Source organism: Roseitalea sp., assembly GCF_984466335.1.
Genome location: NZ_CFIFWG010000015.1, coordinates 1 through 26,141, shown reverse-complemented (window position 1 = coordinate 26,141; position 26,141 = coordinate 1). Strand labels below are relative to the sequence as shown.

The following is a 26,141-nucleotide window of genomic DNA, read 5'->3' as shown; positions in this document are numbered from 1 at the left end:
CAGATCCGCGACCAGACGGCGGAGTTGCTCCGACTGCTCGACGATGCGTCCGAGGCGCTTCAGCAGAACCGCGATCTGCTGCAAAAGGCGCTCGACCAGATGGACCAGGGCATCTCGGTGTTCAACGACGAGTACCGGCTGACCAACTGGAACGGGCAGTTTCGGCGCCTTCTGGGCCTGCCGCCCGAGATGGGCAATTTCGGCATGCCGCTCAAGTCGATCACCGGCACGCTGGTCGAGGCCGGCCAGATTTCGGTGGAGGCCGAGCGCGCGCTGGTGGAGAATGTCACGCGCTTTCGCCGCGCCTGGCAACTGCCGCTCGGCCGCAGCGGGCGCATCCTGGAAATCCGCTCCAACCCGATGCCCGATGGCGGGCTCGTGATCACCTATACCGACATCACCGGGCGGGTCGAGGCCGACGAGGCGCTCAAGCGCGCCAAGGAGAGCCTTGAGATGCGCGTTCGGGCGCGCACGGCCGAGCTGACCGAGGTCAACGAGGAGTTGGCGATCGCCCGGCGCCGGGCCGAGCAAGCCAACATCGGCAAGACGCGCTTTCTGGCGGCGGCCGGCCACGACATCTCGCAGCCGCTCAACGCGGCGCGGCTCTACACCTCCTCGCTGGTCGAGCGCATGGGCGGGCAGGCGGATGCGACAAACCGCGAGATCGCCCACAAGATCGATTCCGCGCTCGAATCGGTCGAGCACATCATCGGCGCCGTCCTCGATATCTCAAGGCTCGATGCGGGCGCACTCACGCCCAGTCCGACGCGCTTTCCCCTGGCCGACCTGCTCGAACAGGTGCGAACCGACTTTGCGCCCATGGCCGGCGAAAAGGGGCTCGACGTCCGCCTCGTGCGCACCGGCCTGATCGTCGAGACCGACCGCAACCTCCTGCGCCGCCTCCTTCAGAACCTGGTTTCCAACGCGATCAAATACACCCATGAGGGGCGCGTGCTGATCGGCGTGCGCCGCCATCGCGACGAGGCGGTGATCGCCATCCACGACACCGGCATCGGGATCGCCCATGACAAGGTGGCGCGCGTCTTCGACGAGTTCCAGCGCCTGTCGGACGGCGCGCGGATCGCCGGCGGCCTTGGGCTTGGCCTGTCGATCGTCGACCGGATCTCGCGCGTGCTGAGCCTTGAGGTGACGCTCGACTCCCGGCCGGGCCGGGGCACCGTGTTCCGGGTCTCGGTGCCGACGGTGGACGCCGTCGCCTCGTCCCTTGCGGCCGCCGCGCCCGTCAGCGCCGCCCCGCGCCGCGCCATCCTGACCGGGCTGACGATCGCCTGCATCGACAATGACGAAACGATCCTGTCGGGCATGAGCGTGCTGCTGACGGGTTGGGGGGCCACGGTGATCGCCGCGCCGCGCCGCGACATGCTGGCCCGCGCGCTCGACGACCACGGCGTCGACCCGCAGGTAATCATCGCCGACTATCATCTGGACGACGGCACGGGCATGGAGGTGATCGCCGACATGCGCGCGCGTTATCAAAATGAGATCACCGCCGTTCTGGTCACCGCCGACCGGTCGGGCGAACTGCGCGGGGAGACGACGGCCGCCAGCGTGCATCTGTTGAACAAGCCGCTCAAGCCGGCCGCGCTGCGCGCGATGTTGACAAGGGTTCCGGCACCGCGCGCGGCCGCTGAATAGGGCGCCCGGTGGCCGGTTAACCATCCCGATTCTCACTTTGGCAGGAATTGGGCCGTAACGTCGCTGCGGTACGCCGCCGTCCGGCGCCGCAATCGTCCTCGAACCTGGAGCATGTTTCCGAAAAGTGTATGCGGTTTTCGGATAAGAACATGCTTATAATCAAAGGGTTAGAGCGTTTTCATGCGTGGTCTTTTCGGCGCGGCCGGTCTTTGCGTGCTTTCGGCGGTGGCGGCGGGCGGTTGCACGGCTTCTTCCGGCGTCGACGTGCTTCACCTGCCCCAGCCTTCGCGCGAGGTCACCGGTTCCATCATGCCACCCGCGCCCGTTCCTTCGGTCGATGTTCCATCCGACACCGCGACGCCGGTCGTCGCGTCCGCCCTGGCGCGCACCGCGCCCGCGATCGAGGAGGCGCCGGTCGCCGCGCCCTTCAAGGTCGCGCTGGCCCGGCCCGAAAGCCCCGCCGCCGAGCCGTCGCGCGCCGGCAGTCGCCGCCAGATCCATGCGCCCCGCTTCGGCGACGCAAAGCCCGTCGATTTCGGCCGCGCCTCGCCCGCCATGTTCGCGGTCCACGGTGTCGATGTCTCGCACTGGCAAGAGGAGATCGACTGGGCCGCGCTCAGGTCGCAAGGGGCCAATTTCGCCTTCATCAAGGCGACCGAGGGCGGCAGGCATGTCGACCGCCTGTTCAGGCGCAATTGGGAGCAGACCCACAAGGCGGGCATTCCGCGCGGCGCCTATCACTTCTTCTTCTGGTGCCGCGCCGCCTCCGAACAGGCCGACTGGTTCATCCGCCACGTGCCGAAGGAGCCGGGCGCCCTGCCGCCGGTGATCGATGTGGAGTGGTACGGCAACAAGCGCTCGTGCCCGACAAAGCCTCCCCGCGCGACGGTGCTCAGGAAGATGCAGGTCTTCATGGACCGGCTGGAGGCCCATTACGGGGTCAGGCCGATCATCTATACGACGCCCGATTTCTACGAGGACAATCTGCGGGGCCGGTTCAAGGACCATTCCTTCTGGCTGCGCTCGGTGGCCGCCCATCCGCGCGCGCGCTATCCGAACCGGCCGTTCGCCTTCTGGCAGTATTCGGGAACGGGCACGGCCGCAAAGGGCGTCGAAACGCAGATCGACCTGAACGTCTTCAACGGCACCGAGGAAGGCTGGCACGACTGGCTGGCGCGGAACCTGACGCGGTGAACGCGCCGGTGTCCGGCGCGACCATGCCGGCCCGGTGTTCCGGCGACGGGGTCAACCGGTGACGAGCGCCTTTTCGATCGCCTCGCGGATGAAGCGCTGATAGGGGATATCGCGCTGCTTCGCGCGGGCCTTGACCGCGTCCAGCATGTCTTGCGGCATGCGCAGATTGACCTGCCTGTCCTTGCGCCGGAGTTCGAAGCGCATCGGCTTGAAGTCCGAAAAATCATACTCCGACAAATCCGTTTCATCGACGAAACGCTCGGCATCCTCATCGGACGCAAATCGCGGGAACATCTTGAGCTTACGAGGTGCGTCGCTGCTCATAGCGGGCAATCTCCTTGCGGTGCATATACCGGGCGCTGATCGGCCGGGCCAATTGTCGTCCATGCCGCCCGCGCAGAACAAACACCACGAAGATGTGGCGACCCTTGCTGCCTCGTCCAACGGCGTTGAACCGCGTCTCCGTGCTCACAGGCGTCCGATCCGGCAGAACCATCGGGTCGGCGAGCAAAACGAACTCGATCTCCGCCCTGCTCACCCCGTGCTTGGCGCATTTGGGCCAGTTGCCGGCGTCCCAATCGAAGCCGTCGATCCTCATCGCGCGCCGATCTGTATATACAAAAGCATGGACAAACGCACAAGCTCATATCCACCGCGCCACATAGGCCACGCTCGCCGGGTCGAACCAGTTGCGCGAATATTCCTCGATCGTGTCGGCATTGCCCCACGAGACGCGCTCGACATGGCCGAGCGGCGCGCCGGGCCTGAAGGGCGTGCCGGCCGGCACGAAACCGGGGCAGGGCGCCACGGAGACGCGATCCTCGACGCGGGCGATCCAGAACCCAAGCGCCTCGCGGTAGAACAGGTGCAGCGATTCGGGAATGTCCGCCGCATCGAGCGCCGGCGCGTGCCGCGCATCGAACCAGATTTCCTCGACGGCGGCGGGGACGTCGCCCAGATGGCGCAAGCGCCGTATGCGCCACGCCTCGGTCGACCGTCCGTCACCGAACCGCGGCGCAAATCCCGGATGCGGCAGCCGGTCGAGCGACACGATTTCGGCCGTCGGCAGTCCCGCGCCGTCCTTGAGTTCGAGGTGGAAGAACTCGTAGATCGCGCCCGTGCGCGCCCTGGCCCGGACATAGGTGCCCGAACCCTGGATGCGTTCGAGCAGCCCGCGCCCCTCCAGATCGGCCAGCGCCTTGCGCAGGGTGCCGACCGCCACGCCAAGGCCCCGCGCCAGCTCCACCTCGGTGGGCAGGCGGGCGCCGTCCGGCCAGATGCCGGCGGCGATCTCGCGCGCGAGCAGTTCCGAAATCTGTATGTAGAGCGGCAGCGCGCCGCCCTTGACCCGACGTGCCGCCACGGCTCGCCCTCCCGCATGGCGGCCACCTTAGGGCGCGGAAAAAGCGCTGTCACCGCTTCAATTCATTCACTATTGATACATATCTGCCGCAATGCTAGCTGTGGCTTGGAACGGCGTGTGCAGGCGCCGCAAGCGGGGTCATGCGTGCGTGCCCCCAGGTTCGGGAGACCATCGCCATGACCGTGGTGCCGGTAAGAAGCGCCGATCTGGATGCGGCCGAAGTGTCCTGGTTCGCGCCGATCTGTTCCGACGACTATCGCTATCTGGGCGTGCCGGACGGCGGCCTGCGCTCGTCCTTCGACCATACCAGCGAGATCGTGCGGACCGCCGACAGGCTCGGCTACCGCAACATTTTATGCCCGTCCTCCTACCAGGTCGGCCAGGACACATGGAGCTTCGTCTCCGCCATGGCGCCGCTGACCGATAAGATCAACATGCTGGCGGCGATCCGCTGCGGCGAGGTGCATCCGGCCATGCTGGCGCGCGCGGTGGCGACCGTCGACCATGTCATGAAGGGGCGGCTGACGCTGAACGTGATCTCCTCCAACCAGCCCGGCGAGGAGGCGTCGAGCGCGTTGCGTTATCGCCGCTCGACCGAGGTGGTGGAGATCCTGCGCCAGGCCTGGACGCGCGATACGATCGACTATGAGGGCGAGATCTACCGGTTCAAGGGGCTGAACACCGATCCGGTCCGTCCCTACCAGCAGAACGGCGGCCCGCTTCTTTACTTCGGCGGCTATTCGCCGGACGCGGTCGAACTGTGCGGCCGCCATTGCGACGTCTATCTGATGTGGCCCGAGCCCGAGGCCCTGCTCGCCGAGCGCATGAGGACGGTCCATGCCCGGGCCGAGGCCCACGGCCGTGTGCTCGACTACGGCCTGCGCGTCCATATGGTCGTGCGCGACACCGAGGCCGAGGCGCGCGAATATGCCGACGAACTCGTCTCCAGGCTCGATGACGGCAAGGGCGAGGAGATCCGCGGCCGCGCCCTCGACGCCAGGACCTACGGCGTCTCGCTGCAAGCGGCGAACCGCGACAGGTCCGACGAGCAAGGCTTTGTCGAGCCGCACCTTTGGACTGGGATTGGCCGCGCCCGCTCGGGTTGCGGCGCCGCGCTCGTCGGCTCGGTCGACCAGGTCATGGACAAGATCGAGCGCTACGGCAAGATGGGCATCCGCGCCTTCATCTTCTCCGGCTATCCGCATCTGGATGAATGCGTCAATTTCGGGCAGAAGGTCTTGCCGCACTTGCAAACCTGCTCGCTGCCCCATGTCTATGGGCGGGTGCCCCTCGAAACGCCGGCAACCCCGCTGGGCGCTGGAGAAAGACGCTGATGGACTACATCGACTTCGGCCATGGCGTGCCGCCCATGAGCCGGCTCATCTACGGTGTGTGGCGGCTGGCCGACGATCACGACCGCTCGCCGAGCCATGTCGTCGAGAAGGTCGAGGCCTGTCTCGACCAGGGCATCACCACCTTCGATCACGCCGACATCTATGGCGACTATGAATGCGAGGCCCTGTTCGGCCGGGCGCTGCACGGCCATGGCGCGCTCAAGCGGAAGATGCAGATCATCACCAAGTGCGACATCATGCTCGTCTCGCCGGACAAATTCCCGCGCCGGCGCGTCAAGCACTATGACACCTCGGCGGCCCACATACGCGATTCGGTCGACAATTCCCTGCATCGGCTTGGCGTCGAGGCGATCGACATGCTGCTGGTCCACCGGCCCGACCCGTTCATGGACCATCACGAGACGGGCGCCGTGCTGGACGCGCTGATCGGCGAAGGCAAGGTCAGGGGCGTCGGCGTGTCGAACTTCATGCCGTGGGACATCGACCTGCTCCAATCGGCGATGAAGAACCGGCTCCTGACCAACCAGATCGAGATCAGCCTTTTGAACCGATCGTCCTTCACCAACGGCCAGATCGCCAGGGCGCAGATGGACGCGATGCCGCCGATGGCCTGGTCGCCGCTGGGCGGGGGCGAACTGTTCATGCCCGGCAGCGAGGTCGGCAAGCGCGTCATGCCGCGCCTGACCCAGCTTGCCGAGGCGTCCGGCGTTGCCGCCGAGGCGGTCGCGCTCGCCTGGCTTCTGGCCCATCCCGCCGGCATCATGCCCGTCGTCGGCACCAATTCCCTGGGCCGGATCGGGAACATATCCGATGCCCTGAACGTGACGATGGATCGCCAGACCTGGTTCGAGTTGTGGGCCCTTGCCGAAGGCGCCGAACTGCCTTGAGAGGAATTCCGATGAACGCCGACGCCCATCTGAGCCTCACCGCGCTCAAGCAGGCCGAACTCAAGCGCGCCATGGGCTGTTTCGCCACCGGCGTGACGATCGCTGCGACGCGCCATGAGGGCGCCGACCACGCCATGACCTGCAATTCCTTCAACACCGTCTCGCTCGAACCGGCCATGGTTCTGTGGTCGATCCGCAAGGAAAGCGCCAGCCGCGCGGCCTTCCTGAACGGCGGCGGCTACACGATCTCGGTGCTCGGCGCGGGCCAGCGCGCGCTTGCCCGGCACTTCACCAAGGGGCCGCCGCATGCGCGGTTCGACGGCGTCGATGCGTGCCGGCTGCCCAGCGGACGCCTGCGCGTTTCCGGCGCGATCGCCTGGTTCGACTGCACGCTCGCCGATGCCGTGAGCGCCGGCGACCACAACGTCCTGATCGGCCGGGTGGTCGGCTTTGCGGCCGAACCCGCAGCGCCGCTTCTTTACGTTCACGGCGCCTTCGTCGCCGACGACTGATCGCGCCGGCCATTGGCGCGAAGCTGCCAGAGCGCATGGGCGCCCAGCGCCCCGACCAGCGCCGCGCCTCCGGCCAGCACCGCAGCGCGCGGCGCCTCGGTGAAGATCAGCCAGACCCAGATCGGCGCGAGCACGGTTTCCAGCAGATAGAACATGGAGACCTCGGGCGCGGAGATGTATTTCGGGCCCGTCGCCAGGCACCAATAGGCGACGGGCAGCAGCACCGCGCCGTTGAACAGATGCCAGAACGCGGCGTCGACGCTCACCGGCGCGCCCTGCCAGCCCAGCACCAGCGCCGCCAGCAGCGCCGGCACGATGCCGCCGACCATCGGCGCAAAGCCCATATCGGCGCGGCTGGCGCGCGAAAGGGTGATGACGCCGGCGATGAGCAGCGAGGCGGTCAGCGCGCACAGGTCGCCCAGCAGGCTGCCCGCGCGCAGTCCGTCCGAAACGATGATGCCGACCGCGCCCATCATCACAGCGATCGTCGCGAGCGTCGCGGCCGAGGGACGCTCCTTCAGCATCAGCCAGCTCATCAGCGCGGTGAAGGCGGGCGTGAACGCGATGATGAAGGCGACATTGGCCGCGCTCGTGTTCTTGACCGCGATGACGAAGGCGACGACCGTCAGCCCGTAGAGAAGGGCGATGACCGGTCCGGCGCGGCCCGGAAGCAGCGCGATGTCCCGGCCGGTCAGGCGCCGCGCGACCTGCCAGATCACGAGCGCGGCGACAAAGGCCGTTCCCGACCGCAGCAGCATGGCCGACCAGGCATCGCCGCCGCCCAGCTTGATCATCGGTATGTCGAAGCTGAGCGCGATGCCGCCGACGGCGGTCAGCAGCAGGCCCCTGGAATGGGACGTCATCGCCGCACCTGGCGGACTGCGAAACAAGCCGTCAAGCCGGGTCAGTCCTCATGGCGTTCCCAGCCATTGCCGGTCAGGTGTTCCTGCGGGCGGAAGCGGATCTTGTAGTCCATCTTGCGCGAGCCGGCGACCCAGTAGCCCAGATAGACATGGGCGAACCCCTGCCGCCGCGCGCGCTCGATATGATCGAGGATCATGAAGGTGCCCAGCGAGCGGTGGTCCTCGGCCGGATCGAAGAAGGAATAGACCATCGAATAGCCGTCGCTCATCCTGTCCGACAGGGCGACGGCGATCAGCGGCCCTTCGCCGCGCCCGGTCGCGAAACTGTCCGGCCCCCGGCGGCGATATTCGATCACCTTGGATTTGACGTGGGTGTCCTCGACCATCATCGCATAGTCGAGCACGGTCATGTCGCTCATGCCGCCGCCCGAATGGCGGACGTCGAGATAGCGGCGAAAGAGCGAATATTGCTCGCTTGAGGGTTCGGCCGTGTATTCGGTCCCGATCAGGTCGCCATTGCCCCGCGCGATCCGCTTCATCGAGCGCGTCGGCGTGAATTCGTCGGTCAGGATGCGCACCGACACGCAGGCGCGGCAGCTTTCGCAGGCAGGCCGGTAGGCGATGTTCTGGCTGCGCCGGAAGCCGCCCAGCGTCAAAAGGTCGTTCATCTCGGAGGCTTTCTCGCCGACCAGATGGGTGAACACCTTGCGCTCGAATTGCCCCTCCAGATAGGGGCAGGGGGCCGGCGAGGTCAGGAAGAACTGGGGCGCCTTGGCGCTGTGTCGTGTCATGGACCGGTGCCGCTTCTTCTCCCTTGGGCGCAGCGCGCGCGGATCACAACAATGGCATGTCCGCGCTTCCGGTCAAGCACTCAGATGGCGCCGCCGGCCGGCGGTCCGTCCCGTTCCGCCCTGACCGCGACCGTGCCCAGCGCAAGGTCGTGCAGCAACCGCTTGTGGCGCGTGAACAGGCCGACGAGCAGGACGAGCGGCGTCAGGATCGCGTTCGCCGCCCAGAACAGGACCGCGTGCACGATCGCCGTCATCGGGTCGATCGGCTGGCCGTCATAGCGTTCGAGCCTGATGTCCATGGCGCGCATGCCCAGCGTCGCCTGCCTCGGTCCGCCGACGGTCCCGGCGATATAGGCGAGTGCGACGGCCGGGGTGAGGATCGCATAGAGCAGCCATCCGATCCCGAACGTCACCACCCCGACGAGGGCGACGACCGGCACGGCGATCGCCACGAGCACCAGGACCAGCACATAGTCGATCAGGAAGGCGAGGATCCGGCGCGTCCGGACGCCTTCATAAAGGCGCTCGTCCTCATACCGGCCCGCGGCGGGACCGGCGGTGTGCGTCGTGTCCGTCATGGCAGGGACATGGCGGTCGGCTCGCCGTCTTTCAAGGCGGGGCGCGGTCAGCCCGCCAGCAGCCGCGCGATGCGCGGCGCGAAATAAGTCAGGATGCCGTCGCAGCCGGCGCGCTTGAAGGCGAGGAGCTTTTCGAGCACGACCGTGTCCGCCTCGATCCAGCCATTGGCTGCGGCCGCCTCGATCATCGCATATTCGCCCGAGACCTGATAGGCGAACACCGGCACCTGAAGCTCGGTCTTGATCCGGTAGCAGATGTCCAGATAGGGCAGGCCCGGCTTGACCATCACCATGTCGGCGCCCTCGTCGAGATCCTGGGCGGCCTCGCGCACCGCCTCGTCCGAATTGCCCGGATCGACATAATAGGTCTTCTTGTCGCCCTTGAGCAGCCCGCCCGTTCCGATCGCCTCCCGATAGGGTCCGTAGCAGGCCGAGGCGAACTTGGCCGCATAGGACATGATCGCCACCTCCTGGTGCCCGGCCGCGTCCAGCGCCCGGCGGATCGCGCCGATCCGCCCGTCCATCATGTCCGACGGGGCGATGATGTCGGCGCCGGCGTCCGCCTGAAGGACCGCCGCGCGGGCGATGATGTCGACGCTCTCGTCATTGACGATGACGCCGTCGCGCAGCACGCCGTCATGACCGTGATCGGTGAAGGGATCGAGCGCGGCATCGGTGATCACGCCGATCTGCGGAACCGCCTCCTTGATCGCGGCGGTGACCCGGTTGATGATGTTGTCGGCGTCGAGCGCGTGGCTGCCCGTGCGGTCCTTGCACGCGCGGACAATGTTGGCGAAGGTCGCCACCGCGGGAATACCGAGCGCGTGCGCCTGCCGCGCGGCCTCGACGGCGCGGTCGGGCGTGAAGCGCTCGACGCCGGGCATCGCGCCGATCGGCTCTGCCCCGTCCTCGCCCTCCATGATGAAGATCGGCCAGATCAGGTCGTCGGGCGTCAGCGCGCTCGCGCGCACCATGCGGCGGGCCCAGTCGGCCTTGCGCATGCGCCGGAAGCGCCGTCCACCTGTGATCTCGTCGACGCTGCGCCGCTCCTTGTCCTGGGCCATGGCCAATCCGCTCCCGCCGCTTCCAACCTCGGTTAAGGTGTCGCATGTACAATGGGCTTTGCCTTTCGCAAACCGTTACGTTAGGCAAGGCCGGTTCGAAGCGCGGTTCAAGGGGCGGTCGCGATGGTGATGCTCGAAGCCGGGCTGGGACGGGCGCGCAAGGGGAGGGTCGAGCGGCTCTTCGAGCTGCTGATGCGGCTGATCGCCGTCTTCGCGCTCGCCTCTGGTCTTCTCTACTGGGCCAAGCTGACCGGCCTTGTCGCCGACGGCGCGTTTCGCTTCGACCTGCTCGCCGTCCATGCCAGCATTCTCTATACCGTTTTGGCACTCCTGATGCCGACGGCGGCGCTCGGTCTTTGGCTTGTCTCGCGCTGGGGCGTGGTGCTCTGGGTCGCAGCGACCGGCGCCGAAATCGCCGCCCACGGCCCGTTCGCTCAGGCTTTTCCCGCCCGGCCCGGGATCGCCGCCGCCGGCATGATCGGGCTGACGGTCCTGGTCGTCGTGGCCGTTGCGACGGTGGTCGAGCGGCGCTCCGCCCGCCTGACGCGGCGCGGGCGCCGATAGCTCGAAACCATCCCCGCCGCTTGACCTTCCGTTAAGCAAGCGGTTGCGTAACGGCGTGTTAACGCTTGCGTTTAAGTCGTATTTTATGCGCTTTGACTAGGCTGATCCTCACAAAGGCGGGACACATCGCCGACCAGACATGTGAGGCAGTCATGATCAACCAGTCCAACATTTTGGGCGCGCCGCGCGCCGAATCGGACGCCGACGCGTTGCGGCGTCTCTACCACGAGACGCTTCAGCTCGTGGAGCGCCTGCACCGGCGCTTGCAGGACGTGGTCAAGGACGAGTTCGACCGTTCGGGCCGCGACGACATCAACGCCGTTCAGGCGATCCTCTTGTTCAACATCGGCGACAGCGAACTGACGGCGGGCGAGTTGCGTTCGCGCGGCTACTATCTGGGCTCGAACGTTTCCTACAACGTCAAGAAGCTGGCCCATGAAGGCTTCATCAATCACATCAAGTCCAAGTCGGACAAGCGCTCGGTGCGCATCTCGCTGACGGACAAGGGCATGGAGGTGGCCGAGGTCGTCGCCGAACTCTATGAGCGCCACATCTCCTCGATCGAGGCGGTCGGCGGCATCAACGCCGAGGAGTTCCAGAAGATGAACCGCGCCATGCAGCGCCTGGACCGGTTCTGGAACGATACGATCCTCTACCGCCTTTGAGGCGCGGTCTCCTTGGCGGCGGGGGCCGGGCGGTCGCACCTGGCCCTTGGTTCGCCGGCCTTGCCGTTCGTCATTCGGCCGGCTGCTTGTGGCCGGTGGCCGAGGTGCGCCGGCTCCGGCCCGGCAGGCCGATCAGGGCCGGCACGCTTTGGACGTAGGCCGCATAGGACGGGCGCGTGCGCAGCATGTGCTGTTCGGTCAGCGGCAGCGACACGCCTCGGACCACAAGGGTCAGAAGGGCCGGTCCGGCAAGCGCGACCGGGTTGCCCGACAGGGCGTAGGCGCCGATGCCCAGGCCCCACCACAGGACGATCTCGCCCAGATAGTTCGGATGCCGGCTGACCGCCCAAAGCCCGTCGGCGATCATGACGGTCTCCGGCGCCCCCTGACCGGCGACGCGCTTGCCCGTGGACAATTGCGTGTCGGCGATCCACTCGACCGCGAACCCGGCCATGAAAAGCGCCATGCCCGCACAGAACAGCGCGACGGACACCGGCGCGGCTTCGCTCGGGATGAACGCCACGTGCAGGGGGGCGGCGATGAGCCAAAGCAGCGATGCCTGAAGCAGGAAGACCTTGAACAGGCTCGCCCACCACCAGGACGGACCGCCCGCATCGCGCATCGCCCGGTAGCGGCCGTCCTCGCGCGCCGATCCGTGGTGGCGCCGGATCAGATGCGCCGCCAGCCGTATCGACCAGACCAGCACCGCGCCGAGCAGGACCCAGTGCAGCGGTCCTGCGACGCCGTGAAACCCGGCATGCGCGAGCGCGATCACCGAAAAGCCCGGACCCCAGCAATAATCGATCACGCCGGCGTCCTCGGTCATGACATTAATCAGCCATATTCCTGTGAAAGCCAAGCAGCTTATGGCGAATGTCACAATCAGCGATGCTTCCATGCCTCGCACCTTTCACGGAACGGGAAACCGACCTCGATGGTTTCCGATTTGTTAAGCGGGCGGGGCTAGAACTCCAGCGTCAGCCAAACCCCAGGGCGTTCTGACGGGATTACGCGGATCGACAATGACCGGATTTAAATCAACCAGCAGGCGGGCGTTTCTGAAGGCGGCCGGCAGCGCGGGCGCGATGGCGGCCGCCACGGGCAGCGCCGCCGCCCAGGCCACGATCACGGAGATCCTCCGATCGTCGGAACGGGGCCATTGGGACGACCAGTTCGACGCCGCCGGCCAGCGGGTCAGCGCCGTCGCCAACACGCGCGTTCCGGTTCTCAGCCAGGAGACCGCCTTCCATGTCGAAGGCGCGATCGATCGCTACCGCCGGATCGTCGCCTCGGGCGGGTGGCCGCGCGTCAACGCGACCCGCGCGCTCAGGGTCGGCGTTCAGGACGATGCGGTGCGCCGGTTGCGCCGGCGCCTGGTCGTTTCGGGCGACCTGCCGCGCAGCGCCGGCGACAGCGCCACCTTCGACACGTTCCTGGACGGCGCGCTCAAGCGCTATCAGGTGCGCCACGGCATGACGGCCGACGGCATCGTCGGCAACCACACGCTGGCCGCGCTCAACGTCTCCGCGCCGGTCCGCCTCGGCCAGCTCGAAACCAATCTGGTGCGCCTGCGGTCCATGTCCGGCTTTCTGGGCGACCGCTATGTGATGGTCAACATTCCCGCCGCCCAGATCGAGGCGGTCGAGGACGGCCGGGTCGCGCTGCGGCACAAGGCGATCGTCGGCAAGATCGACCGCCAGACGCCGATCCTGTCCTCGCGCATCCACGAGGTCATCCTCAACCCCTACTGGACCGCGCCCAGGTCGATCATCCGCAGGGACATCATTCCCCTGATGCGCCAGGACCCCACCTACCTGACGCGCAACAAGATCCGCCTGTTCGACGCGCAGGGCAGCGAGGTGCCGCCGGAACTGGTCGACTGGTCGACCGAGGAGGCGGTCGATCTGCGCTTCCGCCAGGACCCGGGCAAGATCAACGCCATGTCCTCGACCAAGATAAACTTCCACAACCCGCACGCGGTCTACATGCACGACACGCCCCAGCAGAGCCTGTTCGGCAGGTTCCTGCGGTTCGAATCGTCGGGCTGCGTGCGCGTGCACAACATCCAGGAACTGACGTTATGGCTGCTCGAATCGACGCCCGGCTGGGACCGCGCCCGGCTTGAGCGGGTCGTCGCCTCGGGCGTGAACACCGAAATTCCGGTCGAGGTCCATGTGCCCGTCTATTTCGTCTATGTCTCGGCCTGGGCGGCCGATGGCGGCACGGTCCATTTCCGCGACGACATCTACAGGCGCGACGGCGTCGACGAACTCCGGTTGACGTCGACGACGCTCTGAGCGCGCTTGCCCGCGGCCGGCGCCGGGCATGACAGGCACCGGCGCCCATGGTATGGCGCCGCTTCCGGGTCAACCCAATGCCGAGGACCGCTCCATGTCGACCGACAGCGCCGCCGCGCCGCATCTTTCAGACGCCTTCTTCGCCCGCGACCTTGCCGGGCGCGATCCCGAGCTCGCCGATGCGATCGGCAGGGAGCTGCGGCGCCAGAACGACGAAATCGAGCTGATCGCCTCCGAGAACATCGTCAGCCGGGCGGTTCTGGAAGCGCAGGGCTCGGTCATGACCAACAAATATGCCGAGGGCTATCCGGGCCGGCGCTATTATGGCGGCTGCCAATATGTGGACATCGCCGAGGAACTGGCGATCGAGCGGGCCAGGGCGCTGTTCGGCTGTGGCTTCGCCAACGTCCAGCCCAATTCGGGCAGCCAGGCCAACCAGGCGGTGATGCTGGCGCTCGCCGCGCCCGGCGACACGGTCCTGGGCATGAGCCTCGATGCGGGCGGCCACCTGACGCACGGCGCCCGGCCGAACCTTTCGGGCAAATGGTTCAACGCGGTCCAGTACGGCCTCGACCTGGACACCGGCCTGATCGACTATGAGCAGGTCGCAGCCCTTGCCGAGCAGCACAGGCCCCGCCTGATCATCGCCGGCGGCTCGGCCTATTCGCGGGCGATCGATTTTGCCCGCTTCCGCGATATCGCCGACCATGTGGGCGCGCATCTGTGGGTCGACATGGCGCACTTTTCCGGGCTTGTCGCGGCCGGCGCGCATCCGAGCCCGTTCCCGCACGCCCATGTGGCGACGACGACCACCCACAAGACGCTGCGCGGCCCGCGCGGCGGCATGGTGCTCACGAACGACGCCGACATCGCAAGGAAGATCAATTCGGCGGTCTTTCCGGGCCTTCAGGGCGGTCCGCTTATGCATGTCATCGCGGCCAAGGCGGTCGCCTTCGGCGAGGCGCTTCAGCCCGACTATCGCAGCTATATCGGCGCGGTGGTCGAAAATGCCAAGGTTCTGTCGCAGACGGTGGCCGAGGGCGGCATGCAGATCGTCTCGGGCGGCACGGACACCCATCTGATGCTGGTCGACCTGCGCCCCAAGGGCGTGACCGGCAAGGCCGCCGAGGCCGCGCTCGGCCGCGCCTTCATCACCTGCAACAAGAACGGCGTTCCCGACGATCCGCAAAAGCCGACGATCACGTCCGGCATCCGGCTGGGCACGCCGGCGGCGACGACGCGCGGTTTCGGTCCGGCCGAGTTCCGGCAGGTGGGCCGGCTGATCGTCCGCGTCGTCGAGGGGCTGGCGCAGGCCGGCGACGAGGGCGATGCCTCTGGCGTCGAGCAAGCGGTCAAGGCCGAGGTTCTGCAACTGACGGGGCGGTTCCCGATCTATCCGCATCTGAGCTGAGAGGAGCCGCGCGCGTGCGCTGCCCGTTCTGCCACACCGAAAACACCGCCGTCAAAGACAGCCGCCCGGCCGAGGACGGCACGGTGATCCGCCGGCGCCGGGTGTGCGCCGATTGCGGCGGCCGGTTCACCACGTTCGAGCGCGTGCAGTTGCGCGAACTGTCCGTCGTCAAGAAGAGCGGCCGCAAGGTGCCGTTCGACCGCGACAAGCTGGCGCGCTCCTTCGAGGTCGCGCTGCGCAAGCGCCCCGTCGATCCCGACCGGGTCGAGCGGGCGGTGTCCGCCATCGTCCGGCAGCTTGAAAGCTCCGGCGAGCAGGACATCCATGCCGACGGGATCGGCACCATGGTCATGGAGGCGCTCAAGCGCATGGACGAGGTGGCCTTCGTGCGCTTCGCCTCGGTCTACAAGGACTTCCGCGATCCGCAGGATTTCGCCGATCTGCTCGGCGAGATCGCCGGTTCCGACCCCGACCCCCGCGCCGATGCCGCCGAGTGACACGGGCGCCGTGACGGCGGATGACAGGCGGTTTCTGGACGCGGCCCTGCGCTTGGGCCGCTGGCATCTTGGCCACACCGGCACCAACCCCTCCGTCGCCACGCTGATCGTTCGGGACGGCGCGATCGTCGGGCGCGGCATCACCGCCGTCGGTGGGCGCCCGCATGCCGAGACGATCGCGCTCGACGAGGCGGGCGCTGCGGCGCGCGGCGCCACCGCCTATGTCACGCTGGAGCCCTGCGCCCATCACGGCCGCACGCCCCCTTGCGCCGAGGCGCTGGTCGCCGCCGGCATCGCGCGGGTGGTCGCCGCCGTGTCCGATCCCGACGAGCGGGTCGCCGGCAAGGGCTATGCGATCCTGCGCCAGGCGGGCATCGACGTGATCGCCGACCGCGATCGGGCCGGCGCGCGCGACGTGCTCGGCGCCTACCTGATTCAGTCTTTGAAGAAGCGCGCGCAAGTGACTCTGAAGCTGGCCGTTTCGGCCGACGCCATGATCGGCCGGAAAGGGGCCGGCCAGCTCGCCGTCACTGGTCCTGTGGCCCGCGCCCAGGCGCACCTCATGCGCGCCGAGCATGACGCGATCCTGGTCGGCATCGGCACCGTGCTGGAAGACGATCCCGAACTGACCTGCCGGCTCGAAGGGATGCAGGACCGTTCGCCGCGCCGGATCGTGCTCGACGGCCAGGCGCGCCTGCCCCTGTCCTCGAAGCTGGCGCGGAGCGCGGCATGGCCTGCGGTCCACGCGGTGGTCGCCGACCCGCTGTCCGGCCGGGCGAGGGCGCTGGCCCGGCGCGGTGTACGGCTGATCGCCGGCGAGGCCGTGGACGGCCGCATCGCGCTGCCCGAACTGGTGCAGGACCTGGCCGCCCTCGGCGTTGCGAGCGTGATGGTCGAGGGCGGCGCGACGGTGGCCGGCGCCTTCCTCGACGAAGGGCTGGTCGACCGCATCGCGCTGTTCGAAAGCGATGCGGTCGTCGGCGATGGGGGCATCGAGGCGCCTTTTTCGGGCAAGGCGCTTCCCGCCGGATTTGCCGTGGCGCGCCGCGCGGTCTATGGGCCGGACCGGTTCATGCTTCTGGAGCGCGAGGACTGATGTTCACAGGCATCGTCACCGATATAGGCGCGGTGATCGCGGTCGCCGACCTGCCGCGGGGAAAGCGCTTTCGCATGGCCACCCGCTACGATCCCGCCACCATCGGGATCGGCGCCTCGATCGCCTGCGCCGGCGTGTGCCTGACCGTGGTCGCGCTGCCGGGCGAGGGGGCCGACGCGCCATGGTTCGAGGTCGAGGCGTGGGAGGAGGCGCTGCGCCTGACGACCGCCGGCCACTGGCGGGCCGGCACGCCCGTCAATCTCGAACGCGCGCTGCGCGCCGGCGACGAATATGGCGGGCACATGGTCTCCGGCCATGTCGACGCCATGGCGACCATCGTCGAAGTCCGCCCGGAGGGCGATGCGGTGCGTTTCGTCGTCGAAGCGCCGGACCCTCTCATGCGCTTCATCGCGCCCAAGGGCTCGGTCGCCCTCGACGGCACGTCGCTGACCGTCAACGGCGTCGGGGGCGACTGGTTCGACGTGCTGCTGATCCGCCACTCGCTGGACGCGACGACATGGGGGCGGCGCGCGGCCGGCGACCGGGTCAACCTTGAGATCGATCCGATCGCGCGTTACGTCGCCCACTATGCCGACCGGCTTGCGGCCGCGCAAAAAGAGGCGTAGGGCACCGCCGACCCTGCAATAGTCCGAAGGCGCCCCGCACCGATGAGGTCCCGTTCGCCCCATATCCTGATCGTCGAGGCGCGCTTTTACGAGGACCTGGCGGACGCCCTGCTCGACGGGGCGAAGGCCGCGCTCGATGCGGCGGATGCGACCCATGACGTGGTCACGGTGCCCGGCGCGCTCGAAATCCCCGCTGCGATTGCCTTCGCCGAGGCGGCCGAAACGCCCTATGACGGCTATGTCGCGCTCGGCATGGTCGTTCGCGGCGAGACCTACCATTTCGAACTCGTCTGCAACGAATCCGCGCGCGGGCTGACCGATCTCGCCGTCGCCGGCCCGCTGGCCATCGGCAACGGGATCATGACCGTCGAGAATGAAGAGCAGGGCTGGGCGCGGGCCGATCGTGGCCGCAAGGACAAGGGCGGCGCGGCCGCCCGCGCCGCCCTTGTCATGATCGCCCTGCGCGACAGGCTCGGCCGGCAGTGAACGCCGAAACGTCCCGGACCAGGGCTGCCAACAAGCGCGGCGCGGCGCGCCTGGGCGCCGTGCAGGCGCTCTACCAGATGGACATGTCGGGCTCCGGGGTTCTGGAAACGGCCGCCGAATACGAGACCTTTCGGCTTGGAAAGGAGATCGACGGCGTCCGGTACCGCGACGCCGATCCTGCCTGGTTCCGGGCGATCCTGTCCGGTGTGGTGGCCGAGCAGGCGCGGCTCGACCCGGTCATCGGCGAATCGCTGACCGATCAATGGCCGCTGTCGCGGCTCGACGGCACGCTGCGGGCCGTCCTGCGGGCCGGGGCCTGGGAGTTGATTCACCGCAAGGATGTCCCTGCGGCCGTCGTTGTAAGCGAATATCTGGACATTGCGCACGCCTTCTTCGAGGATGGCGACGAGCCGCGCATGGTCAACGCCGTGCTCGACCGCATCGCGCGCCGGCAAACGCAACACCAAGGCGCCGGGGAGGGCGCATGACAGTCGCAACCGCCGCCTCGCCGTTCTGCGATCTTGCGCACGCCAAGCGCGCGACGCTGACCATCGCCGCCTCCCAGGCGGTCGTCGGCGCCGCCGCACCGGTCGCCATTTCGCTGGGCGGGCTCGCCGGCCACCATCTTCTCGGTGCCGACAAGGCGCTCGCCACGCTGCCGGTCACCGGCTTCAACATCGGCGTGGCGCTGGGCGCCCTGCCGGCGGCCATGCTGATGCGCGCGGTCGGCCGCCGCAACGGCTTCGTGTCGGGCGCGACGGTCACCGCGCTTGGCGGCGCGATCGCCGCGCTCGGCCTGTTCGAGACCAGCTTCTGGCTTTTCGCCATGGGCCTGATGGTGATCGGGCTCGGCGGCGCCTTCGTTCAGCAATACCGTTTCGCCGCCGCCGACGCCTCGCCGAAACTGTTCAAGCCCAAGGCCATCTCCTGGGTGCTGGGCGGCGGCGTCTTCGCGGCGATCATCGGTCCGCAGGCCGTGATCCACACCAAGAACCTGTTCGCCCCGGTGGAGTTCGCCGGCGCCTTTGTCGCCGTGATCGGCCTTGGTCTTCTCGGCGCGCTGATCCTGTCGACGCTCAGGATCGCCGACCATGCCGAGCCTGCCGGAGCCGGCGCGCCGCCGGCCGCGCCCGAACGCGCGCTCGGCGTGATCGTCGCCCGGCCGCGTTTTCTCGTCGCGTTCACCTGCGGCGTCACCTCCTATGCCCTGATGAGCTTTCTGATGACCGGCGCGCCGCTCGCCATGGTCGGCTGCGGCTTTTCCGCCGAGCAGGCAACGCTCGGCATTTCCTGGCACGTGATGGCCATGTTCGCCCCCAGCTTCGTCACCGGCCATCTGATCGCCCGCTTCGGCAAGGAAGCCGTGGTCGCCGCCGGCCTTGCGATCCTGATCGTCTGCGCCCTCGTCGCCCTTTCGGGCATCGCGCTTTGGCAGTTCTGGCTGGCGCTGATCCTGCTCGGCGTCGGCTGGAACTTCGGCTTCATCGGCGCGACCGCGATGATCACCGACACCTACACGGCGGCCGAGAAGAACAAGGTCCAGGGCGTCCACGATTTCGCCCTGTTCGGCACCGTCGCCTTCGCCTCCCTGATGTCCGGCGTTACGCTCAACTGGTTCGGCGAGACGGCCCAGGCGGGTTGGATCGCCCTGAACCTGATCCTGCTTCCGGTGGCCTTGGCCTGCTTGGCCTTGCTCGCCGCGTTCGTCCTGCATGACCGGCACGCCGCCGCGCGCGGAGCTTGAACGGTGCGCGCGCGTTCAACCATGGGGGTAAACGGCGCCGGCCGCCTTGACCCCCCGACACCCATTTTGCATAGACAGCGCCGATGCGGGGCCGTGACGGCCCTGCCGTTGCGTTCTACGGTTCGTCGGGGGATCTGAACGGACCCGTCAGGAGGACATTCGATGATACTTCTCGCCGTCATTGGCTGCGGCCTGCTTTCCGTCGTCTATGCGGTCTGGGCCACCCGGTCGGTGCTCGCCGCCGATCAGGGCAACGCCCGCATGCAGGAAATCGCCGGCGCCATCCGCGAGGGCGCGCAGGCCTATCTGAACCGGCAATATACGACGATCGCCATTGTCGGCGCCGTCGTCTGCGCGGCGACCTGGCTTTTTCTGGGCGCGACCGCGGCCATCGGCTTCCTGATCGGCGCGGTCCTGTCGGGCGTTGCCGGCTATATCGGCATGTTCGTTTCGGTGCGCGCCAACGTCCGCACCGCCCAGGCGGCCGCCCACTCGCTGTCGGGCGGGCTCGACATCGCCTTCAAGTCGGGCGCGATCACCGGCATGCTGGTGGCTGGCCTGGCGCTTCTGGGCGTTGCGATCTACTATTACGTCCTGACCGTCGTCATCGGCCACGCCCCCGAGAGCCGCACCGTGATCGACGCGCTGGTCGCGCTCGGCTTCGGCGCCTCGCTGATCTCTATCTTCGCCCGCCTGGGCGGCGGCATCTTCACCAAGGGCGCCGATGTGGGCGGCGATCTCGTCGGCAAGGTCGAGGCCGGCATCCCCGAGGACGATCCGCGCAACCCGGCGACCATCGCCGACAATGTCGGCGACAATGTCGGCGACTGCGCCGGCATGGCGGCCGACCTGTTCGAGACCTATGCGGTCACGGTCGTCGCCACGATGGTGCTGGCCGCGATCTTCTTTGCCGGCACGGATGTGCTGGCAATGGTCATGCTCTATCCGCTCGCGATCGGCGCGGCGTGCCTGATCACCTCCATCGTCGGCACCTTCTTCGTGCGCCTGGGCACCAACGGCTCGATCATGGGCGCGCTCTACAAGGGCCTGATCGCCACTGGCGTCCTGACGATCTTCAGCCTGGCGGTGGCGACGTGGCTGACCGTCGGCTGGGGCGAGATCGGCATTGTCGCCGGCCAGGCCATCAACGGCGCGAACCTGTTCGTGTGCGGCATCGTCGGCCTGATCGTCACCGGTCTGATCGTCATCATCACCGAGTATTACACCGGCACCGACAAGCGCCCGGTCAACTCGATCGCGCAGGCTTCGGTGACCGGCCACGGCACGAACGTCATCCAGGGCCTTGCGGTCTCGCTGGAATCGACGGCGCTGCCGGCGATCGTCATCATTGCCGGCATCATCGCCACCTTCCAGCTCGGCGGGCTGTTCGGCATCGGCATCGCGGTCACCGTCATGCTCGGCCTTGCCGGCATGATCGTCGCGCTCGACGCCTTCGGCCCGGTCACCGACAATGCCGGCGGCATCGCCGAGATGAGCGAGCTCGACCCCGAGGTGCGCAAGTCGACCGATGCGCTCGATGCGGTCGGCAACACCACCAAGGCCGTCACCAAGGGGTATGCGATCGGCTCTGCGGGTCTGGGCGCGCTGGTGCTGTTCGCCGCCTATTCGAACGATCTGGCCTATTTCGCCGCCAACCCGGACACCTACGGCTACTTTGCCGATCTGGGCGACATCTCGTTCGAACTGTCCAACCCCTATGTGGTGGCGGGCCTTCTGTTCGGCGGCCTGATCCCCTACCTGTTCGGCGGCATCGCCATGACGGCGGTCGGCCGGGCCGGCGGCGCGGTGGTCGAGGAGGTGCGGCGCCAGTTCCGCGAAAAGCCCGGCATCATGGAAGGCACCGAGCGGCCCGACTATGCGCGCGCGGTCGACATGCTGACCAGGGCGGCCATCCGCGAGATGATCGTGCCCTCGCTGCTGCCGGTGCTGGCGCCGATCGTGGTCTATTTCGGCGTGCTGCTGATCTCCGGCTCCAAGGCATCGGCCTTCGCCGCCGTCGGCGCCATGCTGCTCGGCGTGATCGTCAACGGCCTGTTCGTCGCCATCTCGATGACCTCGGGCGGCGGCGCCTGGGACAATGCCAAGAAGAGCTTCGAGGACGGCTTCGTCGACAAGGACGGCGTCAAGCACGAAAAGGGCTCCGAAGCCCACAAGGCCTCGGTGACCGGCGACACGGTCGGCGACCCCTACAAGGACACCGCCGGTCCCGCCGTCAACCCGGCGATCAAGATCACCAACATCGTGGCGCTCCTGCTGCTGGCCGTGCTCGCGCAGTAAGCGGCGCCGGACCCCTCAAGAAGAACCCCGCGCGGATCGCTCCGCGCGGGGTTGCGTGTTTTCGGCCGCAGGGAGCGTGCCTTCAGCGGCCCAGCACCGACTCGGCCGACGGCCCGCCGAGGCTGCCCGTCAGGATCTGCGCCAGGAAGGTCTGGTCGCGGCCGCCGGTGGGCGTCGTGCGCGTGATGAAGTCGAACACCCGGCCATCCTGCATGCCGTAGTCGGCGATGCGGTCGACCCTGTTCTCATCGTCGAAATAGACCGCCAGAACGCGCTGGTCCACAAGGCGCGGCTTCAGGAACTGGGCGCGGCGCTGGCGTGTCTGCGAGATGTAGTAGAACGCCTCATTGTCGAGCGTGTTGGTGGTGGTGGGCGTGCCGAGCGCGAGCAGCACCTGCTCGCGGCTTGAGCCGGGCGGCACCAGCGCCAGCGTCTGCTCGTCGACGACATAACCCTGCCGGAACGTCTCCGACATGTTCATCACTTCGCCCACATTGATGAGCTCATTGTTGATCGCGTTGCATCCCGCAAGCGTCGAGGCGGCCGCGACCAGAACGGCCGCGCCGACAGGCGCCGGCCGCATCGACTTGAAATTTCGCGCCATGACGTTCATCTCCTTGGCCGGACCGCCGGCCGCGTTGGCCCGCTCCGGTACCCCAGCGGCCATCCGCTTGCAAGGCGCTGGCCGCGCATCGTCCCTCGGCCACGGATATGCGCATGATTGTGTCACTGTTTCGGCGAAGCGCGCAAAACGCCAATCGGGCGATCGTCGACCGGCTCTTCGAGCACCTTGTCGCCGCCGCGCGGCAGCCGGTTCTGTATGCCCGGTGGGGCGTGCCGGACACGCCGCTGGGCCGCTATGAGGCGCTCGGCCTGCACCTAATCCTTTTTCTGCGTCGCACGCGCAAGGCGGGTCCGGGCCTTGAGGCGCTGGCGCAGGACGTGCTCGACGAGTTCTTCAAGGATGTCGACCACTCCATTCGCGAACTGGGCGTCGGCGATGCCGGCGTGCCCAAGCGCATGAAGAAGCTGGCGCGCATGTTCTACGGGCGCATGGGCCCCTATTGGGAGGCGATCGACCGGGATGACCGCGAGGCGCTGGCCGCAGCGCTCGCGCGCAACATCGCCTCCGGCGTCGATGCCGCCCCGCTCGATGCGTCCGCGCTCGCCGGCTACATGATCGCGACCGCCGATGCGCTCGCCGGGCAGGACGACGCCGCGCTTTTGTCGGGCCGGATCGCATTTCCCCTCGCCGACGTTCGGGCATGAGCGCGGGCCGGGACGATCCCGTTTCGCCGGTCAGCCATCCGGTGAACGTCTCCGCCCTGCCGTCCGGCGGGCGGGCCGAAACCGTCGAGGCGGACGCCGCCCGGCGCGCCGCCCTGGCCGACGCCCACGACCTGGTGTCCGTTGCGCGTTTCGTCGCCGTGATCGATGTCGGGCGCTGGCGGCGCGACGGCGTGCGCGTCGCGGGCACGGTGCGCGCGCAGGTCACCCAGCGCTGCGTCGTCACGCTTAAGCCGCTGAGGGCCGAGGTCGAGGCGCCGTTCGAGATCCTGTTCGTCCCTGAGGTTCCGGCGCTCTTGGGGTGCGATGAGCCGGGCGCCGGCACCGAAATCGACATCGATGCCGAAGGGCCGGACACGCCCGAGCCCTTCGTGCCGCCCATGCTCGATGTCGGCGCGGTGGCCGAGCAGTTCTTCGCCCTGGCGCTCGACCCCTATCCCCGGACGCCGGACGTCGCGGTGCCGGCGGATTTGGCGCCCGGCCATGACGAATCGGGCGGCAACCCCTTTGCCGCGCTCGCCGCCCTGAAGGCCGGTTCGGACCGATAGATCCGGCAAATTGCCGGTTGAGCGGCGGGCCGTTATCGCTATGGTGCCGCCACCGTGCCGGGCAGGGCGCGCCCCGATGAGCGGTGCGAGGAAGACAGGATCGATTTGACGGTGATCACTGTATCGATTGATGCGATGGGCGGCGATCACGGCCCTTCCGTGGTCCTTCCGGGCGCGGCGCTCTCTCTTGAGCGCCATCCGCGGATGCGTTTCCTGCTGTTCGGCAGGGCCGCCGCGATCGAGCCCGTTCTGGCCGATCACCCCGCTCTGAGGGCGGCCAGCACGGTCGTCGACTGCGAGATCGCCGTGCGCATGGACGACAAGCCCAGCCAGGCGCTGCGCAGCGGCCGCTGGAAATCGTCCATGTGGAAGGCGATCGACGCGGTCAAGGCGGGCGAGGCCGATGTGTGCGTGTCGGCCGGCAACACCGGCGCGCTGATGGCCATGGCGCGGTTCTGCCTGCGCACCATGGCCGATATCGAGCGGCCTGCCATCGCGGCCATCTGGCCGACCCTGCGCGGCGAATCGATCGTGCTCGACGTCGGCGCGACGATCGGCGCCAACGCCTTGCAACTGGTCGATTTTTCGGTGATGGGCGCGGCCATGGCCCGGGCCCTGATCGAGGTCGAGCGGCCGACCGTGGGCCTGCTCAATGTCGGTGTCGAGGAGATCAAGGGTCAGGAAGAGGTCAAGGAAGCCGGCCGCCTTCTGCGCGAGGCCGGCCTCGACGGGCTTCAATATCACGGTTTCGTCGAGGGCGACGATCTGGGCAAGGGCACGGTCGACGTCGTCGTCACCGAGGGTTTTTCCGGCAACATCGCGCTCAAGACCGCCGAGGGCACGGCCCGGCAGATCGGCGAATATCTGCGTTCGGCGATGAGCCGCACCTGGCTTGCGCGCCTGGGCTATGTGCTGGCGCGGGGCGCGTTTCGCCGGCTCAACGACAAGATGGACCCGCGCAAGGTCAATGGCGGGGTTTTCCTCGGCCTGAACGGGATCGTCGTCAAGAGCCATGGCGGCACCGACCATGAGGGCTTTGCGGCGGCCGTCGACATGGCCTACGACATGGTGCGCAACCGGCTTCTCGAACATATCGACCACGACCTTCAGCATTTCCACGACGGGCCGGCCCGCGCGGGCCTTGACGGTGCCCTCGTGGACGACACCCCGGCAAAGGGCGCGCAATGATAAGAACGGCCATAACGGGCGTCGGGGCCGCACTGCCCCGGCGCGCCGTGCCCAACGCGGAACTCGAAGAGAAGCTGGAAACCTCGGACGCCTGGATCCGCCAGCGCACCGGCATCCTCCAGCGCCATGTCGCCGGCGACGGGGAGACGACGGCATCGCTGGGCGAGGCGGCCGCGCTCGCCGCGCTCGCCGATGCGGGCATCGATGTCGATGCGATCGACCTGATCATCGTTGCGACCTCGACGCCCGACAACACGTTCCCGGCGACGGCGGTCGACATTCAGTGCCGCCTGGGCATGCATCATGGCGCGGCCTTCGACATCCAGGCCGTCTGCACCGGCTTCATCTACGCGCTGACCACGGCCGACACCCATGTGCGGGCGGGGCTTGCCCGGCGCGTGCTGGTGATCGGCGCGGAGACCTATTCGCGCATTCTCGACTGGACCGACCGCCGCACGGCCGTGCTGTTCGGCGACGGCGCCGGCGCCGTCGTGGTCGAGCAGGCCGAGGGCAACGGGCTGACCTCGGACACCGGCATCCTCGCCGCCCATCTGCGCTCCGATGGCCGGCACAAGGAAAAGCTCTATGTCGATGGCGGCCCGTCGACGACCCAGACCACCGGGCACCTGCGCATGGAGGGTCGCGAGGTCTTCAAGCATGCGGTCGGCATGATCACCGACGTGATCGAGCAATCCTTCGCCACCGCCGGCATCACCGCCGAGCAGATCGACTGGTTCGTGCCACATCAGGCCAACCGCCGGATCATCGATGCCTCGGCCAGGAAGCTCGGCATCCCCGAAGACAAGGTCGTCGTCACCGTCGACCGGCACGCCAACACCTCCTCGGCGTCCATTCCGCTGGCGCTGTCGGTGGCCGTCCGGGACGGTCGCATCCGCCCCGGCGACCTGGTCCTGCTTGAGGCCATGGGCGGTGGCTTCACCTGGGGCGCGCTGCTCGTGCGCTGGTGAACGCCGTGCGGATCATCGGTTGCCGGTGTTGACGGGCGCTGCGTCGGCAATCTGGTGAAGGATCCGCCATAAGACGGCGTATTTGCTTGATTTAAAAGGTCTTTGGCGGTACGTTTCCGCCCGTTGCGGGTCCATTACTTGGCGGAAAGACGGTTCATGGGGGAGAAAACGGTCACACGCTCGGACCTGACCGAAGCCGTCTA

At 67.8% G+C, this 26,141-nt stretch carries 30 protein-coding genes; 20 read left to right on the top strand and 10 right to left on the bottom strand.

Annotated features, from left to right (window positions below):
- Window positions 1-1,656, top strand: a 1,656-nt coding sequence (locus AC5E6L_RS02785) for a PAS domain-containing hybrid sensor histidine kinase/response regulator (protein ID WP_491771138.1), incomplete at its 5' end; no start/stop codon positions are given.
- A gap of 180 nt (window positions 1,657-1,836) precedes the next feature.
- Window positions 1,837-2,850, top strand: a complete 1,014-nt coding sequence (locus AC5E6L_RS02780; protein WP_491771136.1) for a glycoside hydrolase family 25 protein — start codon at window positions 1,837-1,839, stop codon at window positions 2,848-2,850.
- Window positions 2,851-2,901: 51 nt separating this feature from the next.
- Here the strand turns inward: AC5E6L_RS02780 and AC5E6L_RS02775 are convergent, their stop codons facing one another.
- The 3 genes from AC5E6L_RS02775 to AC5E6L_RS02765 are packed head-to-tail and all read right to left on the bottom strand — an operon-like array spanning window position 2,902 to window position 4,213.
- Window positions 2,902-3,174: a CopG family antitoxin gene (locus AC5E6L_RS02775; protein ID WP_491228705.1), complete on the bottom strand. Its 273-nt coding sequence runs from the start codon at window positions 3,172-3,174 to the stop codon at window positions 2,902-2,904.
- Entirely contained in the window at window positions 3,152-3,448 is a 297-nt protein-coding gene (locus AC5E6L_RS02770; RefSeq protein WP_491228706.1) for a BrnT family toxin, read from the bottom strand. Before AC5E6L_RS02770 ends, AC5E6L_RS02775 begins: the two co-directional genes overlap by 23 nt.
- Before the next feature lie 45 nt (window positions 3,449-3,493).
- Window positions 3,494-4,213, bottom strand: coding sequence for a GntR family transcriptional regulator (locus tag AC5E6L_RS02765; protein WP_491228707.1), 720 nt, complete (start codon window positions 4,211-4,213; stop codon window positions 3,494-3,496).
- A 176-nt stretch (window positions 4,214-4,389) separates the two neighbouring features.
- On the opposite strand from AC5E6L_RS02765, the gene AC5E6L_RS02760 reads away from it, so the two are divergent.
- The 3 genes from AC5E6L_RS02760 to AC5E6L_RS02750 are packed head-to-tail and all read left to right on the top strand — an operon-like array spanning window position 4,390 to window position 6,967.
- Window positions 4,390-5,547 carry an LLM class flavin-dependent oxidoreductase gene (locus AC5E6L_RS02760; protein WP_491771133.1) on the top strand — a complete coding sequence of 386 codons (1,158 nt, stop codon included), beginning with the start codon at window positions 4,390-4,392 and terminating at the stop codon, window positions 5,545-5,547.
- On the top strand, window positions 5,547-6,455 hold the full coding sequence (locus AC5E6L_RS02755) for an aldo/keto reductase (RefSeq protein WP_491228709.1): 909 nt from the start codon (window positions 5,547-5,549) through the stop codon (window positions 6,453-6,455). The genes AC5E6L_RS02760 and AC5E6L_RS02755 overlap by 1 nt, the downstream gene beginning before the upstream one ends.
- 11 nt (window positions 6,456-6,466) lie before the next feature.
- Entirely contained in the window at window positions 6,467-6,967 is a 501-nt protein-coding gene (locus tag AC5E6L_RS02750) for a flavin reductase family protein (RefSeq protein ID WP_491771130.1), read from the top strand.
- On the opposite strand, the gene AC5E6L_RS02745 is transcribed toward AC5E6L_RS02750, so the two are convergent.
- From AC5E6L_RS02745 to hemB, 4 genes are all read right to left on the bottom strand, one after another.
- A complete protein-coding gene (locus tag AC5E6L_RS02745; RefSeq protein WP_491228710.1) occupies window positions 6,940-7,830 on the bottom strand; it encodes a DMT family transporter in 891 nt (296 codons plus the stop codon). The two genes, AC5E6L_RS02750 and AC5E6L_RS02745, sit on opposite strands and share 28 nt — an antisense overlap.
- 41 nt (window positions 7,831-7,871) lie before the next feature.
- Window positions 7,872-8,621 (bottom strand): arginyltransferase, encoded by a 750-nt coding sequence (locus tag AC5E6L_RS02740; RefSeq protein ID WP_491771128.1) that lies wholly within the window; start codon window positions 8,619-8,621, stop codon window positions 7,872-7,874.
- Between the two features lie 80 nt (window positions 8,622-8,701).
- Window positions 8,702-9,199 (bottom strand): RDD family protein, encoded by a 498-nt coding sequence (locus AC5E6L_RS02735; protein ID WP_491228712.1) that lies wholly within the window; start codon window positions 9,197-9,199, stop codon window positions 8,702-8,704.
- A gap of 47 nt (window positions 9,200-9,246) precedes the next feature.
- Window positions 9,247-10,263 carry a porphobilinogen synthase gene (gene hemB / locus AC5E6L_RS02730; protein WP_491771126.1) on the bottom strand — a complete coding sequence of 339 codons (1,017 nt, stop codon included), beginning with the start codon at window positions 10,261-10,263 and terminating at the stop codon, window positions 9,247-9,249.
- A 123-nt stretch (window positions 10,264-10,386) separates the two neighbouring features.
- Here hemB and AC5E6L_RS02725 point away from each other — a divergent pair, with 123 nt between their 5' ends.
- Together AC5E6L_RS02725 and ldtR are read left to right on the top strand one after the other, a co-directional pair.
- Complete coding sequence (locus tag AC5E6L_RS02725) at window positions 10,387-10,827, top strand: DUF6163 family protein (RefSeq protein ID WP_491771124.1); 441 nt, start codon at window positions 10,387-10,389, stop codon at window positions 10,825-10,827.
- A 152-nt stretch (window positions 10,828-10,979) separates the two neighbouring features.
- Window positions 10,980-11,492: a transcriptional regulator LdtR gene (ldtR, locus tag AC5E6L_RS02720; RefSeq protein ID WP_491228715.1), complete on the top strand. Its 513-nt coding sequence runs from the start codon at window positions 10,980-10,982 to the stop codon at window positions 11,490-11,492.
- Window positions 11,493-11,562: 70 nt separating this feature from the next.
- Here ldtR and AC5E6L_RS02715 read toward each other — a convergent pair whose 3' ends face one another.
- Window positions 11,563-12,390 (bottom strand): DUF1295 domain-containing protein, encoded by an 828-nt coding sequence (locus AC5E6L_RS02715; protein WP_491771122.1) that lies wholly within the window; start codon window positions 12,388-12,390, stop codon window positions 11,563-11,565.
- A gap of 124 nt (window positions 12,391-12,514) precedes the next feature.
- Here AC5E6L_RS02715 and AC5E6L_RS02710 point away from each other — a divergent pair, with 124 nt between their 5' ends.
- The 9 genes from AC5E6L_RS02710 to AC5E6L_RS02670 all read left to right on the top strand — a co-directional run bounded on the left by AC5E6L_RS02710 (window position 12,515) and on the right by AC5E6L_RS02670 (window position 21,947).
- A complete protein-coding gene (locus tag AC5E6L_RS02710; RefSeq protein WP_491228717.1) occupies window positions 12,515-13,789 on the top strand; it encodes a L,D-transpeptidase family protein in 1,275 nt (424 codons plus the stop codon).
- A gap of 94 nt (window positions 13,790-13,883) precedes the next feature.
- Window positions 13,884-15,200, top strand: a complete 1,317-nt coding sequence (gene glyA, locus AC5E6L_RS02705) for a serine hydroxymethyltransferase (protein ID WP_491771120.1) — start codon at window positions 13,884-13,886, stop codon at window positions 15,198-15,200.
- A 14-nt stretch (window positions 15,201-15,214) separates the two neighbouring features.
- Window positions 15,215-15,697, top strand: coding sequence for a transcriptional regulator NrdR (gene nrdR, locus AC5E6L_RS02700; protein WP_491228719.1), 483 nt, complete (start codon window positions 15,215-15,217; stop codon window positions 15,695-15,697).
- The gene (gene ribD, locus AC5E6L_RS02695; protein ID WP_491771117.1) at window positions 15,684-16,793 is read left to right on the top strand and encodes a bifunctional diaminohydroxyphosphoribosylaminopyrimidine deaminase/5-amino-6-(5-phosphoribosylamino)uracil reductase RibD; all 1,110 of its coding nucleotides are present in this window, start codon (window positions 15,684-15,686) and stop codon (window positions 16,791-16,793) included. Before nrdR ends, ribD begins: the two co-directional genes overlap by 14 nt.
- Window positions 16,793-17,419, top strand: a complete 627-nt coding sequence (locus AC5E6L_RS02690; protein WP_491771115.1) for a riboflavin synthase — start codon at window positions 16,793-16,795, stop codon at window positions 17,417-17,419. The genes ribD and AC5E6L_RS02690 overlap by 1 nt, the downstream gene beginning before the upstream one ends.
- Window positions 17,420-17,461: 42 nt before the next feature.
- Window positions 17,462-17,905, top strand: coding sequence for a 6,7-dimethyl-8-ribityllumazine synthase (locus AC5E6L_RS02685; protein ID WP_491228939.1), 444 nt, complete (start codon window positions 17,462-17,464; stop codon window positions 17,903-17,905).
- Window positions 17,902-18,393 (top strand): transcription antitermination factor NusB, encoded by a 492-nt coding sequence (nusB, locus tag AC5E6L_RS02680; RefSeq protein WP_491771113.1) that lies wholly within the window; start codon window positions 17,902-17,904, stop codon window positions 18,391-18,393. Before AC5E6L_RS02685 ends, nusB begins: the two co-directional genes overlap by 4 nt.
- Window positions 18,390-19,649 carry an MFS transporter gene (locus AC5E6L_RS02675; protein ID WP_491771111.1) on the top strand — a complete coding sequence of 420 codons (1,260 nt, stop codon included), beginning with the start codon at window positions 18,390-18,392 and terminating at the stop codon, window positions 19,647-19,649. The genes nusB and AC5E6L_RS02675 overlap by 4 nt, the downstream gene beginning before the upstream one ends.
- 162 nt (window positions 19,650-19,811) lie before the next feature.
- The gene (locus AC5E6L_RS02670) at window positions 19,812-21,947 is read left to right on the top strand and encodes a sodium-translocating pyrophosphatase (protein ID WP_491228942.1); all 2,136 of its coding nucleotides are present in this window, start codon (window positions 19,812-19,814) and stop codon (window positions 21,945-21,947) included.
- A gap of 82 nt (window positions 21,948-22,029) precedes the next feature.
- Here AC5E6L_RS02670 and AC5E6L_RS02665 read toward each other — a convergent pair whose 3' ends face one another.
- A complete protein-coding gene (locus AC5E6L_RS02665; RefSeq protein WP_491771108.1) occupies window positions 22,030-22,551 on the bottom strand; it encodes an outer membrane protein assembly factor BamE in 522 nt (173 codons plus the stop codon).
- A 113-nt stretch (window positions 22,552-22,664) separates the two neighbouring features.
- On the opposite strand from AC5E6L_RS02665, the gene AC5E6L_RS02660 reads away from it, so the two are divergent.
- From AC5E6L_RS02660 to AC5E6L_RS02645, 4 genes are all read left to right on the top strand, one after another.
- The gene (locus AC5E6L_RS02660; RefSeq protein WP_491228943.1) at window positions 22,665-23,216 is read left to right on the top strand and encodes a ubiquinol-cytochrome C chaperone family protein; all 552 of its coding nucleotides are present in this window, start codon (window positions 22,665-22,667) and stop codon (window positions 23,214-23,216) included.
- A complete protein-coding gene (locus tag AC5E6L_RS02655) occupies window positions 23,213-23,782 on the top strand; it encodes a YceD family protein (protein WP_491771106.1) in 570 nt (189 codons plus the stop codon). The genes AC5E6L_RS02660 and AC5E6L_RS02655 overlap by 4 nt, the downstream gene beginning before the upstream one ends.
- Before the next feature lie 111 nt (window positions 23,783-23,893).
- A complete protein-coding gene (plsX, locus tag AC5E6L_RS02650) occupies window positions 23,894-24,970 on the top strand; it encodes a phosphate acyltransferase PlsX (RefSeq protein ID WP_491771104.1) in 1,077 nt (358 codons plus the stop codon).
- A complete protein-coding gene (locus AC5E6L_RS02645; RefSeq protein WP_491771102.1) occupies window positions 24,967-25,938 on the top strand; it encodes a beta-ketoacyl-ACP synthase III in 972 nt (323 codons plus the stop codon). The genes plsX and AC5E6L_RS02645 overlap by 4 nt, the downstream gene beginning before the upstream one ends.
- Before the next feature lie 12 nt (window positions 25,939-25,950).
- Here the strand turns inward: AC5E6L_RS02645 and AC5E6L_RS02640 are convergent.
- On the bottom strand, window positions 25,951-26,141 hold a 191-nt coding region (locus AC5E6L_RS02640), incomplete at its 5' end, for a hypothetical protein (protein ID WP_491771100.1).

What these genes read in the sequence shown, in the direction of transcription:
- AC5E6L_RS02770 (WP_491228706.1), bottom strand. Translation starts at nt 3,448, where the DNA reads ATGAGGATCGACGGCTTCGATTGGGACGCCGGCAACTGGCCCAAATGC.
- AC5E6L_RS02755 (WP_491228709.1), top strand. Translation starts at nt 5,547, where the DNA reads ATGGACTACATCGACTTCGGCCATGGCGTGCCGCCCATGAGCCGGCTC.
- AC5E6L_RS02685 (WP_491228939.1), top strand. Translation starts at nt 17,462, where the DNA reads ATGAGGTCCCGTTCGCCCCATATCCTGATCGTCGAGGCGCGCTTTTAC.
- AC5E6L_RS02675 (WP_491771111.1), top strand. Translation starts at nt 18,390, where the DNA reads ATGACAGTCGCAACCGCCGCCTCGCCGTTCTGCGATCTTGCGCACGCC.
- AC5E6L_RS02780 (WP_491771136.1), top strand. Translation starts at nt 1,837, where the DNA reads ATGCGTGGTCTTTTCGGCGCGGCCGGTCTTTGCGTGCTTTCGGCGGTG.
- AC5E6L_RS02760 (WP_491771133.1), top strand. Translation starts at nt 4,390, where the DNA reads ATGACCGTGGTGCCGGTAAGAAGCGCCGATCTGGATGCGGCCGAAGTG.
- AC5E6L_RS02740 (WP_491771128.1), bottom strand. Translation starts at nt 8,621, where the DNA reads ATGACACGACACAGCGCCAAGGCGCCCCAGTTCTTCCTGACCTCGCCG.
- ribD (WP_491771117.1), top strand. Translation starts at nt 15,684, where the DNA reads ATGCCGCCGAGTGACACGGGCGCCGTGACGGCGGATGACAGGCGGTTT.
- hemB (WP_491771126.1), bottom strand. Translation starts at nt 10,263, where the DNA reads ATGGCCCAGGACAAGGAGCGGCGCAGCGTCGACGAGATCACAGGTGGA.
- AC5E6L_RS02775 (WP_491228705.1), bottom strand. Translation starts at nt 3,174, where the DNA reads ATGAGCAGCGACGCACCTCGTAAGCTCAAGATGTTCCCGCGATTTGCG.
- AC5E6L_RS02690 (WP_491771115.1), top strand. Translation starts at nt 16,793, where the DNA reads ATGTTCACAGGCATCGTCACCGATATAGGCGCGGTGATCGCGGTCGCC.
- AC5E6L_RS02710 (WP_491228717.1), top strand. Translation starts at nt 12,515, where the DNA reads ATGACCGGATTTAAATCAACCAGCAGGCGGGCGTTTCTGAAGGCGGCC.
- AC5E6L_RS02735 (WP_491228712.1), bottom strand. Translation starts at nt 9,199, where the DNA reads ATGACGGACACGACGCACACCGCCGGTCCCGCCGCGGGCCGGTATGAG.
- AC5E6L_RS02665 (WP_491771108.1), bottom strand. Translation starts at nt 22,551, where the DNA reads ATGGCGCGAAATTTCAAGTCGATGCGGCCGGCGCCTGTCGGCGCGGCC.
- glyA (WP_491771120.1), top strand. Translation starts at nt 13,884, where the DNA reads ATGTCGACCGACAGCGCCGCCGCGCCGCATCTTTCAGACGCCTTCTTC.
- AC5E6L_RS02745 (WP_491228710.1), bottom strand. Translation starts at nt 7,830, where the DNA reads ATGACGTCCCATTCCAGGGGCCTGCTGCTGACCGCCGTCGGCGGCATC.
- ldtR (WP_491228715.1), top strand. Translation starts at nt 10,980, where the DNA reads ATGATCAACCAGTCCAACATTTTGGGCGCGCCGCGCGCCGAATCGGAC.
- AC5E6L_RS02715 (WP_491771122.1), bottom strand. Translation starts at nt 12,390, where the DNA reads ATGGAAGCATCGCTGATTGTGACATTCGCCATAAGCTGCTTGGCTTTC.
- AC5E6L_RS02725 (WP_491771124.1), top strand. Translation starts at nt 10,387, where the DNA reads ATGGTGATGCTCGAAGCCGGGCTGGGACGGGCGCGCAAGGGGAGGGTC.
- AC5E6L_RS02645 (WP_491771102.1), top strand. Translation starts at nt 24,967, where the DNA reads ATGATAAGAACGGCCATAACGGGCGTCGGGGCCGCACTGCCCCGGCGC.
- AC5E6L_RS02670 (WP_491228942.1), top strand. Translation starts at nt 19,812, where the DNA reads ATGATACTTCTCGCCGTCATTGGCTGCGGCCTGCTTTCCGTCGTCTAT.
- AC5E6L_RS02660 (WP_491228943.1), top strand. Translation starts at nt 22,665, where the DNA reads ATGATTGTGTCACTGTTTCGGCGAAGCGCGCAAAACGCCAATCGGGCG.
- AC5E6L_RS02750 (WP_491771130.1), top strand. Translation starts at nt 6,467, where the DNA reads ATGAACGCCGACGCCCATCTGAGCCTCACCGCGCTCAAGCAGGCCGAA.
- AC5E6L_RS02655 (WP_491771106.1), top strand. Translation starts at nt 23,213, where the DNA reads ATGAGCGCGGGCCGGGACGATCCCGTTTCGCCGGTCAGCCATCCGGTG.